This is a genomic window from Escherichia sp. TW09308 (assembly GCF_000208565.1).
Lineage (GTDB): Bacteria > Pseudomonadota > Gammaproteobacteria > Enterobacterales > Enterobacteriaceae > Escherichia > Escherichia marmotae.
In genome coordinates this window covers 1,917,877-1,933,909 of the sequence record NZ_AEME01000001.1, presented here as the reverse complement: position 1 = coordinate 1,933,909, position 16,033 = coordinate 1,917,877, and the positions used below count along the sequence as shown (strand labels likewise).

10 protein-coding genes and 1 pseudogene are annotated in these 16,033 nt (G+C 40.2%); 1 reads left to right on the top strand and 10 read right to left on the bottom strand.

Annotation, left to right across the window (positions count from 1 at the left end):
- Nucleotides 1–218 precede the first annotated feature (218 nt).
- The gene (gene tdk / locus ESM_RS0109285; protein ID WP_000068068.1) at nucleotides 219–836 is read right to left on the bottom strand and encodes a thymidine kinase; all 618 of its coding nucleotides are present in this window, start codon (nucleotides 834–836) and stop codon (nucleotides 219–221) included.
- A gap of 599 nt (nucleotides 837–1,435) precedes the next feature.
- Here tdk and hns point away from each other — a divergent pair.
- A complete protein-coding gene (gene hns, locus ESM_RS0109280) occupies nucleotides 1,436–1,849 on the top strand; it encodes a histone-like nucleoid-structuring protein H-NS (RefSeq protein ID WP_001287385.1) in 414 nt (137 codons plus the stop codon).
- Nucleotides 1,850–1,992: 143 nt separating this feature from the next.
- Here the strand turns inward: hns and galU are convergent, their stop codons facing one another.
- The 9 genes and pseudogenes from galU to ESM_RS0109240 form a co-directional block, all read right to left on the bottom strand.
- Nucleotides 1,993–2,901, bottom strand: a complete 909-nt coding sequence (gene galU, locus ESM_RS0109275) for a UTP--glucose-1-phosphate uridylyltransferase GalU (protein ID WP_000719000.1) — start codon at nucleotides 2,899–2,901, stop codon at nucleotides 1,993–1,995.
- Between the two features lie 201 nt (nucleotides 2,902–3,102).
- Nucleotides 3,103–4,116, bottom strand: a complete 1,014-nt coding sequence (rssB, locus tag ESM_RS0109270) for a two-component system response regulator RssB (protein WP_000193439.1) — start codon at nucleotides 4,114–4,116, stop codon at nucleotides 3,103–3,105.
- An 86-nt stretch (nucleotides 4,117–4,202) separates the two neighbouring features.
- On the bottom strand, nucleotides 4,203–5,153 hold the full coding sequence (locus ESM_RS1000000129510; protein ID WP_138922588.1) for a cellulose synthase: 951 nt from the start codon (nucleotides 5,151–5,153) through the stop codon (nucleotides 4,203–4,205).
- Nucleotides 5,154–5,271: 118 nt separating this feature from the next.
- Nucleotides 5,272–7,572, bottom strand: coding sequence for a cellulose biosynthesis cyclic di-GMP-binding regulatory protein BcsB (gene bcsB, locus ESM_RS0109260; protein ID WP_071985560.1), 2,301 nt, complete (start codon nucleotides 7,570–7,572; stop codon nucleotides 5,272–5,274).
- Nucleotides 7,573–7,638: 66 nt separating this feature from the next.
- Nucleotides 7,639–9,753, bottom strand: coding sequence for a UDP-forming cellulose synthase catalytic subunit (bcsA, locus tag ESM_RS01000000124435; protein ID WP_000576412.1), 2,115 nt, complete (start codon nucleotides 9,751–9,753; stop codon nucleotides 7,639–7,641).
- 84 nt (nucleotides 9,754–9,837) lie between these two features.
- A complete protein-coding gene (locus ESM_RS0109250) occupies nucleotides 9,838–11,178 on the bottom strand; it encodes a GGDEF domain-containing protein (RefSeq protein ID WP_000477637.1) in 1,341 nt (446 codons plus the stop codon).
- Nucleotides 11,179–11,182: 4 nt separating this feature from the next.
- Nucleotides 11,183–13,531 (bottom strand): EAL domain-containing protein, encoded by a 2,349-nt coding sequence (locus ESM_RS0109245; protein WP_000286956.1) that lies wholly within the window; start codon nucleotides 13,529–13,531, stop codon nucleotides 11,183–11,185.
- Nucleotides 13,532–14,592: 1,061 nt separating this feature from the next.
- Nucleotides 14,593–14,691, bottom strand: a pseudogene (locus tag ESM_RS1000000129065) (hypothetical protein); the annotation flags it as partial.
- A 182-nt stretch (nucleotides 14,692–14,873) separates the two neighbouring features.
- Nucleotides 14,874–16,022 (bottom strand): MFS transporter, encoded by a 1,149-nt coding sequence (locus tag ESM_RS0109240; protein ID WP_000109280.1) that lies wholly within the window; start codon nucleotides 16,020–16,022, stop codon nucleotides 14,874–14,876.
- Between the last annotated feature and the right edge of the window lie 11 nt (nucleotides 16,023–16,033).

The following is a 16,033-nucleotide window of genomic DNA, read 5'->3' as shown; positions in this document are numbered from 1 at the left end:
TATTCTCATATTTATACTGTTATCTAATGTGCGAAAACTGCGATAACCTGTAAACGACTCTACTTCGTAGATGACGAAGCATCGGAGCACTAAAACCGTTTGGTTACACTTTTAGCGATGGTTAAGAGTAGGGAAGGATTTATGACCCGGAAGAAGTTAGTAAAACGAACTGACAGGATAAAGGCGTCCCGTTCATCCTGTCAGTAAAGAAAATCTTATTAATCGTGTTGGTGTTTTTCCTGAATAGCCGTCAGAGAGCCGACTTCTAACGCTTCTTTATAGTGTTTACGGCAAACTGAGACATAACGCTCATTACCACCAATAACCACCTGCTCGCCTTCGTTATAAGGTCTACCCTCCTGATCGAGACGTAACACCATGCTTGCCTTACGGCCACAAAAGCAGATGGTTTTTAATTCGACCAGTTTGTCTGACCATGCCAGTAAGTATTGGCTGCCGGTAAATAATTCACCGCGAAAATCGGTACGTAAACCATAACAAAGTACAGGTATATCGAGTTGATCGACAACCTCCGATAATTCATATACTTGTTGTCTGCTTAAAAACTGGCATTCATCAACCAATACACAATGAATTGCCTGTTGTTCATGCTCCGCACGAATCTCATCAAATAATGATGAATTTTGGTTAAATAATTTTGCAGGTGATGACAAGCCTATACGCGAACTGACTTTCCCAGCTCCGAAACGATCATCAATTTCCGCCGTATATACGACAGTGCGCATACCGCGTTCCTGGTAATTGTATGAAGATTGCAACAATGCCGTAGACTTACCCGCATTCATTGCGGAATAGTAGAAATATAGCTGTGCCATCAGCCACAGACCCTCAATGATATGAAATAAAGTTGGTTGAAGTTTATCATAATTCGCCAGTTTTACAGTGCAACAGTACGCGCAGAAGAGGTATATACGTCATTCTTTTAGAAGGATGGCATAATCCTTCAGAGCTATCATTGCGACTGCTTTGCTTGTTATAACTGCGTAAATGACTCCTGGTAACTATTCACAATCTTTAACTTGTTGCACAAGTAATAACCCCCTGTTGACCTCCAGCATACGGCAATACAAAGTCCCTGCACTTATTGCAACTGTTCTACTTTTCATCATTCGCTTAATAGGGGATTTCGTAAACATGACTAATACCGAAGAGTAAAAGGTGCCAGCACATGTTAATCCCTACATAAAATGTGACATGAATCAGGAAGTTTTAACCTTAGGTGGTGCAAAAGTACCGATGCAAATAGGGCTATATGCCGCGTCTTTTCTGACTAATTTTATGAAAAGATATTTATTGGCGGCACAAAATAAAGAACAATTTTGAATTCCTTACATTCCTGGCTATTGCACAACTGAATTTAAGGCTCTATTATTACCTCAACAAACCACCCCAATATAAGTTTGAGATTACTACAATGAGCGAAGCACTTAAAATTCTGAACAACATCCGTACTCTTCGTGCGCAGGCAAGAGAATGTACACTTGAAACGCTGGAAGAAATGCTGGAAAAATTAGAAGTTGTCGTTAACGAACGTCGCGAAGAAGAAAGTGCGGCTGCTGCTGAAGTTGAAGAGCGCACTCGTAAACTGCAGCAATATCGTGAAATGCTGATCGCTGACGGTATTGACCCGAACGAACTGCTGAATAGCATGGCTGCTGTTAAATCTGGCACCAAAGCTAAACGTGCACAGCGTCCGGCTAAATATAGCTACGTTGACGAGAACGGCGAAACCAAAACCTGGACTGGCCAGGGTCGTACTCCGGCAGTAATCAAAAAAGCAATGGATGAGCAAGGTAAATCTCTCGACGATTTCCTGATCAAGCAATAATCTTTTTTAGATTCAGCTTGCTTAAAATCCCGCCATTGGCGGGATTTTTTATTGTCCGTTTTAAGACTATCCAATAAGAATAAGCTATAAAAAAACGGCATTGATAACTCAATGCCGTTCCGTAGAAAACATCGCTATAGATGTTACTTCTTAATGCCCATCTCTTCTTCAAGCCAGGCTTTAAATTCAGTACCCAGTGTATTGTGACGAATACCGTATTCGACAAATGCCTGCATGTAACCTAATTTATTACCACAGTCATGGCTCTTCCCTTTCATATGATAGGCTTCAACCGTTTCTTTCTCGATCAGCATATCAATAGCATCGGTCAGTTGAATTTCATCGCCTGCTCCCGGAGGAGTTTTTGCCAGCAGCGGCCAAATATCAGCGCTAAGTACGTAACGACCAACAATAGCGAGATTAGATGGTGCAACATCTGCTTTCGGTTTTTCTACTACACCAACCATCGGCACACTTTCACCAGGCGCTAATTCCACACCTTTGCAATCCACAACACCATATGCTGTCACATCAGCAACAGGTTCAACCATGATCTGGCTATGACCAGTTCCATCAAAGCGGCGGATCATCTCTGCAAGGTTATCCTGCGACAAATCGGATTCGTATTCATCCAGAATAACGTCTGGCAAAATAACAGCCACAGGTTCATCACCAACGACCGGGTGAGCACACAATACCGCGTGCCCCAGACCTTTCGCCAGCCCCTGACGAACTTGCATAATAGTCACGTGCGGCGGACAAATAGACTGCACTTCATCAAGCAACTGGCGTTTTACACGTTTCTCCAGCATAGCTTCCAGTTCAAAACTGGTATCAAAGTGGTTTTCAATAGAGTTTTTAGATGAGTGAGTAACCAGCACAATTTCAGTAATGCCAGCCGCAATACATTCATTCACGACGTATTGAATTAATGGCTTATCGACAAGCGGTAGCATCTCTTTCGGGATAGCTTTTGTCGCCGGCAACATCCTGGTTCCTAATCCCGCTACCGGGATAACGGCTTTTTTGACTTTCGTGTTAATGGCAGCCATTTAAATTCTCCTGGACTGTTCGTGTATTGAACGTGTTCATATTTCTGTATCACATCCCAGTATATCAGTACCCTGACAAGGCCTGGTTCCGAAAAGGATGTGAGTTAACATAATTAAGACAATTACTTATACGAATGGCGACGATAGTACCACCAGCCAACATTAGCGGGTAATGCAATTTTATCCAAAATTATCGTTTGCTCATTCCGCAGACAACATCAACCGCAGCCTTCCACCGGTTCCCCAAATTTGGCATTGCCAGGCATCACATCGCTGACTCAATTGATTCAAATAGGCATTACCTAATGTCCCTAACGGAACGCCATTACTGATTTGAATCTGGTGTTCGCCCGCATTCAACGTCGCATTCAAGCCTGCGGAAACCAGAATGAGATTTTTCAATTCACGATGATAATAGCCGACTAATAGCGGAAACTGACCAGGCAAATTGGCCTGGCGTAGTAAATGGTTTACCTGCTTCAATAACGCGCCTAACTCTGGCAAACGTTGATTTTGGTGCGCAAGCTGTTCCTGTAATAAGCCATTAAACAGCGCACGTAATAACAAAGCGGCAAGGACGCCATTATGTCCAGCTCGGGTTACATCAAGACAATAAAAAGCCAGATCATTTTCCGATAGTGCTGCAATATCAAGTACCAGACCAGGTTTATCAACAGCTACGAGTTGGCGATAATTAACCCGGCAATGGGAAATCTCCTGCTGAACCGGTGGTTGTAATTCTTGCAATAATTTCGCGGCAGCGGTGGGATTATCCACCATTGCATCCCAGTCGCGAAAAAGTCTTTCTTCTTCCTCAACCCGGGAGTTAAACATGCTGGGATAAAGACAAGCAAAAACCATCTCACGCAGGCGATTAAGATCTTTAACCGGTTTCAGCAAAACATCTTCTACCCCCAGGCGTAACGCTTTCGCAATATCTGCCATATTTTCCGTAGCAGAAATCACCAGGACAGGGGTTTGATCCCCCCGGTTACGGATATGCTCCAGCATTTTTAAGCCATTCATTCTTGGCATTGCAATATCACATATCATCAGATCGGGTGTGAAACCTCCCAGTAGCTCAAGGGCATCCACCCCATCAGCCGCCAGTACCGTTGTCGCTCCCAATGAGGAAAACCACGAATCCAGAAGCGAGCGAAAGACTGGCTCATCTTCAACTATGAGAATCTGTTTTCCGACCAATGGCTGCGTCATGTTCTCTCCCCTGACTGGCTTTATTCAATAGTGACATGCTATTGCCATCAGTGCCTGTCAGAATTAACTTAAGTGTAGATAAAAAATCAGATTAAAACGTTAGTTCGAACCAGCGGTAAAAGTTCATCCATTTTCTTTTCTACCGCCAATTGTCCTGCCGCAATCGCGGCGTTGGCACGATGAAAATCCAGGGTAGATATCTGCGGACATAAAGGTTGAATCAGAATATCAGGCGGGTCTCCAGCCATGCGGTTTCGTTTGAGGCGGTTTTCCAGCACCTGGATTGAGGTAGTCATAATTTCTGTCGCTGTCGGTGCCGTGACAGCCCGGCGCGCAGTAAAACTGCTTAACCGCTCTTTCAGCCGTGCATGCCACGGTAAAGCATCTTCAGTGTCATCATTTTCAGTACTGACATTGAATGAAAGAAGGTCTTGTTGCATCAAGTGCGCATCGTGCTGGAGATCAACCGCTAGGCCCAGCGCCCCCAATATTGCACCAGTGTCAGGGTTATCATTATTAAGTATTCTCAACTGACTAATCGCTTCGTTGCGACGGGATGCTATTTGCGCCACTGTACTCCAGTACTCCATCGCCATTTCGACATCTGGCGGTGCCCCATTAAATAGCCTGTCGTAATTGGCAATAGCCTCTTTGTGACGCCCGGAGATAGCTTGTAAACGTGCCATTTGCAGTGCCTGACGGCCATCAGGCGAGGAAAGTCGCATAGCCGTGTGTGATGCTTGATATATTTTTGAATCCGGTGCGAGCAGGAAAAGCCTGGTAAGTTGTTTTTGTGCACCGTCAATATTTCCCCTTCGCAGCAGATAGCGAAAACGAGCCGCAACGACATCTGGATTATTGGGTTCCACCAATTCAAGACGATAAAGCGATTGCTCGACCAGCTCTTCGCGGTGAGTGTCTTCGCCTAACCGAACCTGCGCCATCAACAACTGATGAGCAGTTGGCGCGGCTTCCGCCATCGACAGCATCGACAAACCAAGGGATAGTGTGAGCAAATTTAGGGTAAATTTGTACATGCCTGGCCTCAATCAGGTGTTAACTCACTTTTTATTAGAAACAGAATGAGTGCAGCTCCCCGCCCTGCCTGTTTAAGGCCAGGACAGGATTGAGCTGCAAAATAAAAATGACGATGAATTACTGTTGATGAGGATTCAGACGACGGCGGCTAATAATGCGTAGCAGACGCCAGGCCACCCATGCCAATAGCACCACACTGAGTGTTGCCAACACCGCCAACAGAACGGGATGTCTCGCTAACACGTATTGGATACGCTCAAACCAGGGAAGATCCCCCACATAATAAGTATCTCCAGCCCGTAAACTATCGACACCAGATTCACGAATAACCGCGACTGAGCCAAAGATATTGCCGCGCTTTACACTATCAACCAACGCATTGTTGAGTAACCCATCGCCGCGTGCACCTTCGGTCATCAATGCAATTACGCTACGTTGGGTATGATACGGGGACTGAAAACCAACCACCGCAGCCATTGGCGATGGGGAAACTATGGTTGATTGTGTTTCCGAATTTTGATCGTTTTTATCTGCCTCAATTTGGACATATTTAGCGTGCCGCATTGGACTTTTTACCCAACGTGTCGTTGCCTCAATAAGCAGATTTATTTGCTGTTTGTCTTCTAATTCTTGTGGAAGTGTCCCTATCAACAGAATGTCTGCATCCCTGCTCCGAACGGAGCTTATATCATCAGTAATTGTCAGATTAATGGCTGGAAACCCGGTTTGAGCACCAATCAATCCCAGGGTATTTAGCAATATTTCAACCTGCGTTGCACCAGGCTTTTCAGGCATAACGACAACTGTTTCTGATAAATCAGCCATTCGACTAAAAGGAAAGCCTGCGCTGACAAAGGCGCGTAAATCAGGCATGGCGATAAAGTGATGATACTTTGAAAAATCGATAGTGGAATCATCTGCAATGACTGCATGATTTTTCAAAGGCCGGGAAATAATACAGCTATCAGCATCAGCGCGCGGTATCGTATTAACGTATTCAAAATTAAATCGCAATTGATTGAGCGCCCCCAGTGTCAACGCCGGAACGGTAATTTTATTATTGTCATCCAACAATTCTTGCAATAACGGTAAACGTAACAGCAGTCGATCCGTAGCAGATTGAGTATTTAGACGAAAAGATTCCAGGTACTGATTATTAAGGCTGACATCCACGCGCGAACCACTCACCATTGGTGTGGTATAGCGATAGTTAATCTTCATATCAACACCGCGGTTACGTAGCAGAAAGAGATCTGGTGGCAAATTAAATGAGATATTAATTGCCGCAGACTCCAGGGCGCTTGCCTGTAATTGCCCTTCATATGTCTTAAGCTCTGCGAAAGTTACAGGACGGTCAGTGCGTACCCAATTTGGCGCATCATAAGGTTTGCGCGGCAAAAGCGGCTCCACATCATTGACGACCACACTATCGCCGCGAAACAGTATATTTCCCTGCGCAAGGCCTTTTGCCGCCTGTAATAAATCGTTGTCATCGCGACCAAAAAGTACCAACAATTTGACGAAAGGATTTTGCGGATGGTTGATCATTTCAATAACAGGTGCATTCACCAACGGATGATCACGTAGAAAGTCTGGTCGTCTATTATTAGTGGCAAATACCACTGCATTACTTTCTGGTAACTGGTCATAGAAAACAGGGAATCGATGACCACGCCATCCCGATTGTGCACCAAACCACGAAGCGACAATTGCTGATGCCTGCTGCAACCCTTTGTCAGGAGTACCGGCAAATACCATCGGCAATGTATTGGTACGGTTATCTCGTGGATCAAAGAATGGCACCGGAAAATATGAAAGATCATTTTTCAGATTGAGTCTCTGAAACGTCAGTTCCAGTTCGCTGTTGCGCCCAATATCAAGCCACAGGCTGCTGCTGGTCAAATTTTCACATGCACTCTGGTAGTGACTAATTAATTCGAAACGCAAGCGGTTAAAATCGGAGAAATACAATGGATTGAGAGATATTTCCGTCAACGTTTTTTTCCCCAGTTGTTCTTTGAAAATCGGTAATACCTCCATCAACTCATCATTAAGATAAACCTTAAGTTGTGACTGGACAGGGAGTAACGACGGCGATGGGGTATACTCAAGTTTTAGTTTCGCTTCTGAAACCATTTCATCACTGCGCATACCAAACTCAATATGACCCTGAGGGTTGACTCCACTCAGAACAATATTACCTGGCACTGCTGCTATTTGCGTAAATGGGAGCTTTAACTGGCGGGATGGCACTTTCTCATAAATAGAAACGTTCTCCTTCTGCACAGAAGGTAATATTATCCCGGTGGTAGGTTTATTAATCGTTGTATGTGTAGTCGATGCTGCATTTGCCTGATAAATGCATAACAACCCCAAGAAAATTATTGCAAAACCAGCCTTAAAAAACTTTCTTCCCATTTTAAAAACTCAAGAACCAAAAACAAATACACACAATAAATATTTAGTTAGCAACCAGAAACAAAACTAACCCTTAGAACGTCCTTTAATATTCTGGAGAATATAAAAAATCATATTACAGTAACCTTTCAGAGAGATGAAAGATATTTCAAAAAAGCTCTTTAGAATATTATCCCGGGATATTTTATCATTCCATTCTTGCCATATTGAATCACGAGAAAATGTCGCTCTAACATAATTAATACTTTGTTCATGGCTCATTGGCATAATCTTCAGGCCAATTTTATTATTGTAAGCATGAACTATTTGTACTGGAATATCGCATTTTCCGTAACCATCATCCAGATGAAGAGACAACTGCTGTGTTTTATCAAAATCTTTTAGGTCGGAAATATTATCAATGATAACCCCTAGTCCTCCTTCGGAAAAATCAAGAACAGAACAAGGGTAGTTTCGCCCATCAGTCAGTTGGATCACACCTTTGAAAGACACGTCGATACGCGGAGAAAAACGCACCTGTTTTTGTTCAATAGAGACAGCCAAAGTTGCGCCAATAATAATTGTATTATAAAGCAACCAAACTAAACAAAAGAGATTCAGGATCGCAATATGCCCTTGCAAATTATAAAAATTAACAATACCCATTATCAATCCAAGTAAGTTTAAAATAGCAAAAATGAGGTAGGGATATGATATTCGCCAGTCAACAAACTTATTTTTTATTAATCCCCCTTTAGCCGTAACATTAAAGCGCCCTTTTGCCGGAGCAAGTAATGCAACAAGCGTCGGTAGCGTAATGTACCAAGCCAGCACCATTTCATAAATCTCATTCCAGAAAGAATGCCTGTATTTTCCTTGTATTCTTGAGTTAGTTAAAACGATAACAAATAGATAAGGCAAAACATAAGACATAATATCCGCTATCGATGCATCTATCAGATTAACTGAAAAGAAAATGGGGCATAATGGTGCACACAAGAAAATCAGTCGTGGCACACCTGATAAAAAGTGCATCATGCTGCTGAGATAGCAAAGGCGCTGTGATAATGTCAGGCCTTTGCCTAATAATGGATTGTCAATACGCAAGATTTGGATCATTCCCCTGGCCCACCGAATCCGTTGCCCAATATGGGCTGATAATGTTTCGGTGGCAAGTCCGGCAGCCAGAGGATAGCGAAGGTACGCAGAGCTGTAACCTGCACGATGCAAACGTAACGACGTATGCGCATCTTCCGTTACTGTTTCGACTGCAATGCCACCCACCTCATCCAAAGCAGATCTACGGATAATTGCGCACGAACCACAAAAAAATGAAGCATTCCAGGTATCCGTTCCATTCTGGATTAATCCATAAAAGAGATGCCCTTCATTTGGCTTTTGCCGAAACTGTCCCAGATTTCGCTCAAAAGGATCAGGGGAGAAAAAATGATGTGGTGTTTGCAACATCGATAGTTTTTCATCAGCAATAAACCAACCCATTGTTTTCGTTAAAAAAGAAACAGAAGGTATATGATCGCAATCAAAAATAGCAACAAATTCTCCGTTAGCTATTTTAAGCGCATTATTTATGTTTCCGGCCTTAGCATGTTCATGTGTTTCTCTTGCGACATAATGAATGCCTGATTCATCTGCGAATCTTCTAAACTCTTGCCTGGCGCCATCATCAAGGATCCAGACGTGTAATTTATCTTTTGGCCAGTCTAATGCCAGTGCACCATAAACTGTATTCTTCACAACCGTCAGAGGTTCATTATAAGTGGGTATTAATATATCAACATTAGGCCATTCTTCTTTATTGTCTGGTAAGGGTATACACTCTCTGTTCAATGGAAAGCAAACCTGAAAGTAACCCAGTAATAAGACAAGCCAAGCATACGTCTCAGCAACTAATAGCGTTACTGAAAAGAAGCTGTCTGGAACCTCATCCAGGATAACTGAAGAAGAGTAACGCCACCATAGATATCTGGAAGATATGAGTACGCCAATCCCCATCAAAATAAGGGTAATTATCCTTCCCTTAACAAAATTGATGAGAAAAACAGAGATGCAAATGATAATAGAGAATAATATTTGTTGATAAAGTCCAAGAGGCTGTTCGACAATCGATATAAAAACAAAACATAGCAATATAGCAACAACCAGAAGGATTTTGTTGTATGCTTCTTTATTTTTAAAGATCATGGCATCTAGTCATTCATTAATACTATTATTCAAACTGTGTGTTTTTTTGAAACATAAGTAACCAATTCAATGAAATTTAACACATTAACACCATGTTATCTGAGCTCTACCATTTTGCTTACTTTTGTATAATCGTTCATCTGCCAACAATTTCAACCGTTCAATATTATTCATACACTCGTCAGTATTAGCTACGCCAATGCTGCAACTACAATTCAACCCACCCATCGAGAAATGAACAATTCGGTGCAAAATTCTTGTTAGTTGATTTACATCTTTATCATGATAAATGATAGCGAACTCATCGCCGCCAAACCGATAAATTTCACCTTTACTGCGAGGCAATTCATCTTTAATAAGATTAACTATTTTTATGAGTACCTCATCACCAAACAAATGGCCAAACTTATCATTAATGGTTTTAAATTTATCTATGTCAAACAGACATAAGTATCCAAATTTTTCGCTCAATATTTTGATATCTTTATCAAAACTCCGGCGACCAGAAGCCCGTGTAAGCGCATCATAAGTACCAAAATCATATATTTCTCTAATTGCATTGATCTCTTCAGTATTAAAGAATAGATTTTCTCCACGTAAACCATAATGATGATCCGACAATATAGATTCTTTTTCCAACCTACCCTTATATATAATGTTTTGCAGCAAATTAATATAATAGTAATATATTATGACTGCAGATACCGCCGAAGCAAAAACAAATAGCAAACACATATAAATATACTTGCTTTTTTTGTAAGCCACGATAAATATCATTTCAGGGATGTAAGAATATGTCAGGGTGATGGCCGAGATCTCAAATACAGCATCATTTATCAAAAAATCATCACCCGCAATTTTCTTTTCATTATCATTAATATCATAAAATGAGACATAGATATCTTCTCGTTCCCCTGACTGATTTCTTATCAGAGATAAATAACGTTCTGGATCCACTACTGATATCAAACTAGTTCTTTTTGCTATGGGATGTGCATAATAAACATAGTATTTATCTTTTAAACTAATAACACCTCTTTCAAATTCGTTAATTACCCGAACAGAGGAAACTATGTCGTCACAAAAATCATCTCCTTTTGACGTAATTTTGATACATTTATCATCACTAATCATATAAGGACCCAGATCATATAAATATCCAGGATGTTGGAAATTTGAAAAGCTATCGCGTATTTTATTTAACAGTTCATCTGGTGATATCTCTAGTTCATAAAATACATTATTAGATACTGAACGACGATACTCAGACACATTAGCAATAGCAAGCCCACTATCAATAATAGATACCTTTACCGAATTAACTCGGTCTTTAACATACATAGTGTATAAATAACAAGTGACTACAGAGACGCACAAAAAATACAAAAAACAGATTCCTGCGGCCTTTTTTTTATATTTGAACATTGCGTTATTTTCTTTTTTTCGGTTTATTGTCTATATGCCACTCTGAAAATGGTAACGGTTTCTGGTATAAGTATCCCTGGACATGAGAGAATCCTAACTTTTGTAATTCTCTGGCCTGGCTTTCGGTTTCAACACCTTCAGCTATAACCGGCATATTTTCTTCACGGGCAAGACTGGATATGAAATAGACAATTCTGTTTGTTTCATCGAAAATTCCTGAGGTAAACTCCGAATCAATTTTAATGCTATCAGGCCTTACTTTATAAAGTTTTTTCAAATCAGCTAAACCGCTGCCGAAATCATCAAGTGAAATCTTAATACCGTTTTCTTTTAAAATATTTATATTATTGTAAAAGCTATCATTTATGTCTTTTACTGCCGATTCGGTGATCTCCAGGCAGATTTGATCAGCATTTATACTAAACGTATTAATTAATGACAAAACCCGGAAGTGGAAATCAAATTCATTTAATTGCCACGGAGATACATTAATATGCAGGAGAAAATCATTCGTAATTTCATATTCACGGCTAAATGCCCCAAACTCTCCAATAGCCGTTTCCAGTACAAAATCACCCAATTCTTTAATTAAGCCAATTTCTTCAGCAACAGGTACGAAAATTGATGGTGGTATTATGCCATTTTCAACTGACAACCAACGGCATAACGCCTCCGCACCTACAACCTTATTATTAGCCATATCAATAATAGGTTGATAGACTAAATAAAACTCACTACTCGCAATCCCCTTTTTTATATTTCCAGCGACCCAGACTTTTTGATCAAGTTCATGAGCCTTGATGTCATCATAAAACATAAATTCAGATTCTTTATTTTCTCGCATAGCCGTTAATGCCAGTTTCAGCTTGCCTTCATAGTTTGATACATTTTCCCCCACAAAAGTTTCGCAAATAGCAATTTTATGAACATAAATATTTCTTAGACAAATAATATGATCAGGGAGATTTAAAATTGATAATTGCTCGATGAACTCTTCACAATGAGTATGACATAGCAACAAATATGTTTCAGTTGAGACTTTCAGTATGTCACAGTATCGAGAATATTTTTCTGATATTTTTGATTTTATATCATTTATAATCTCGTCATATTTTTTACTTCCATGTATCGCCTCAACAAACTCTAATCCATAGATACAAAGTATGCCAACTGCTAAGTAGGTTTTATTGTTGGTTTCAATAACAGATTTATTGATATAGAAGCAACTTCCTTGCTCACAAGAAACAAGATTAAGTAACCGCTCCATTCGTTCTTTGTATTTATCACTTATGTTATTAATGATTTTTTTCAGCTCAATAATCTCACTGCTGTCATTTTGCACAATTTCAATTTTGTCGTTGCGGTATACTGAATTCGCTAATTTTTTCAAATGCTCTATCAGTTTATTGGACTCTTTTTTAATTTTCTTTGTTATCTTTTCAACAACATACCATAATAAACAGAAGCAAACCAAACCACATAAAAACATCAATGTAAAATATTTATTGATGTTTGCATCCTCTGATTTCTGATAGTGAAAATAATGGAATCTGACATCAGGAAGTCTGGGGAGTGATATGACATTATCGGTATAGTTGCCACTGTCATTACTTATGTTATAACTACCTGATGAGTTACGAACAATAAGATGCAGCATTGATTTTTCATTACCTACCATAATTTTTTTATTCTGCTCCATGAATAAAATATCAGCTTCACCAGCCAATTTATTAAGATAATTACTAAAATATCTTTCATCAAGATCTAAATGCATTAACTTCAGAGCAAACGAATTTTTTTCTTCTTCGGATGGACGTAATGAAAACGAGAAACATTTTTTCCCTGCAATGCCATAGCAGTTATACCACGGTGACCATTTTGAATAAGTCCCTTTCGGCAATTTATTCCAGGGGCGAGATTCAGGGTCAAAGTATTTATCGCTAATTTCACCATCAACCCCAGTAAAAGGTTTACCGGGTTCTGATTGGCCAAAAAACTTAATCACACCACCATCAGTTCGAATAAAGCTAAGATACTTCCCGTTATTCAACATTATCCCAACTAGATTAACGGAATCTATTTTTTTCATCCGATGAATGACTGCTTGTTTGATTTCATTTTCATCATGTAACAGATAAATAGCATCTTTTAACGCATCAGCTTCTTTTTCAATTTTAGAAAAAAAATTATTTAAATTATTGTTAATAAGTATAAGATTAATACGCGAAGAATTTTCTTCTATTTTTTTATGAAAATCAATCGCCGTAATAAATGACAAAATAATATAGACTGTAACGGCTAATATAAGCGCAGTGTTAAATTTTGAATTTAATTTTTCAGTAATGCTATACATATTGGAGTTCTGACTAAAGTGTTATCAATAGTTCCGATATTACATCGTATAAAATTACTTATAATTGATGGTGTTAATATCCCTCATTATGATTTTATTACTTGAAACATTTCCTCCCAACGAATATACCATGATGAGAAGATTCATTTTTCCTTAATTTACCAAAGTGATTATCATAGTTTTTACTTTAACTGAACCAACATTGTTATACTTAATATTCGTGCTTTTGTCTCTTTTGCCCACGCTACCGCCTTTCGTTAATTTTCAACGAAATAATTAAGATATGAAAATATTTATAAATGTCGACATAACTGTCACATACCGCACAGTTGCGCCATCGCCACTTTTACCACCCAAAAGAGGCATTAATATGTAATCTCAGCAATCCATTCCGTTTATTTATCTGTTCTTCAGATATGAGCAATGTGACTCTTTTAACCCAAATAAATTAATCAATAACCTTAGAGAAAGTGGTCATTATTAGTTGATTGCTAAGGCTGTAGAGCGCCCATCAACCTGAACAGATAAATACGTTGAGGAATACACGATCAATAAAACAATAAGGTGCAGTGGCAGACGACTATTTTATTTTTAAAACAATAGTCTGTGAACCATGCCTGGTATGAGTAGATTCTAGTGAGAGAAGGTTTTTGTAAGTTTAAAATCCTATAAAACATCAAATTAGCAGAATTTTAAACCAGATTAGAAATGTATTTTCTACATAACGAAACAATAGTTGCAACTATTTTCAGCAAATTTAACCAAAAGTGATAACATGCAACATTGTTGATGCAGATCAAAAAAAACGATTTTATAGTGCTGGGCGTTGTTTAAATTTTGTCCTCAAAAATCAAACTGTTACCATAAGAAATAGTTCACTGCGGAACTCAGAATAATAACGCGCAAAATAGCCAATAATTTAAATTATCACCATATCTAAAAATAAAGCTTTCCGATAACTTAAATTCGTATTATCACGACAACATTTATCAACATTCATCTCTTAAGAAAAACTTAACTTTAGCGTTATCAGATCGACTCGTTCTTTTAATCTATTTCCTGCCCAAACCCCAATCGGTGATAAATGACATCAGCACAATGTTGTACCAGCGCAACTGTTTTTCCTGAACGCTCTCAGCATAGACCGATCTTTCGCTAATATTTAATAGATATCTCTAAACAGGGGGATTGTGTGGAAAATAAGAAATGCGAAAATGGTGGAATAAAAATTACAATCTGCTGTACATTTTATTTTTACAAATAAATTTTGCTGAAAGCTCGTGTAAAGAGGGAATAAGAAAACAGAGTGCGGACAACAAGTTCACACTCTGCACTAATTCATTTAGACGTGAGCAACGGGTTTTGGCGTGTGTCCGGCATTGCGTAGCAGCATCAGTAAGTAGATAAACGACACACTGGCGATCATGATAAACAGCAGATTATCAGAAAAATTCTGCATTAGCATGGCAGTAAAAGACGGCCCAAACAAACTACCCACGGTATAACTCAACAACAATGCTTGATTCATTGCGACCAGTTGATGATGTTCAACTTTCTCACAAGCCCAGGCCATCGCCACCGGATAGAGCGTAAAACCGGCTGCACCGAGGATGAACAATGCTGGAGCCATTGCCGCCTGACTTAACATCGCGATACTACCGAGAATGACGACAAATACCTGAACACGCAGTACCAGCAGACGACCAAATTTATCCGCCAGACGGCCAATTGGCCATTGCCCGAGGATACCGGCACTAACCAGTACCGCCATCCAGAATCCGATGCTGGCATTGCTAATCCCTTTATGATTGAGGTACAGAGGCATCAGACCATACAAAGAACCCAGAACGATTCCCGAGATAATGCAGCCATTCACGCCAAGTCGTGCCTGGCGAAGTTTTAGCATTGACGTCATGGGCGTCGAAGCATGATTTTCAGCCTGTTGATTCAGGATACGAGTAAACAGCAGCGGCAAGATCCCCGCCAGGGTCAACCCCGTAGCCCACGGCAATACGCTCATCAATTCGGTTGAAACTTTACTGAGCAGTAACTGGCCTAAAAACGTCCCCACATAATAAACCATCATATAGGCAGCAAGTAACCGCCCACGGTTACGTGACGTTCCGCTGCACATCAGCGCGCTTTCCACCACAACCCAAATCATGGCGCAACCGACGCCTGCGACGAAACGCCAGGCTAACCAGCTCCAGAATCCAATCATCAAACCAAGCCCGACACAGCCTGCCGCAAAAATGAAGGAAGCAAGGTAATAACTGCGATTAAACCCAAAGCGTTTAATGACATACCCTGTCAGTAAAGTACCGACCAGGTTGCCGGTAAAATAAGATGAACTGACGACACCGACCTGCCATGTGGGCAAATGCGCCTGGGCGAGCCATAGCGGCACCAGTGTATTTAACACCGCGATCGCCAGAGTCAACAAAAGTAAGCCAGACAGCAAAAGCATGACAGGCCGGGTATACGTGGACATGAATTAAAACC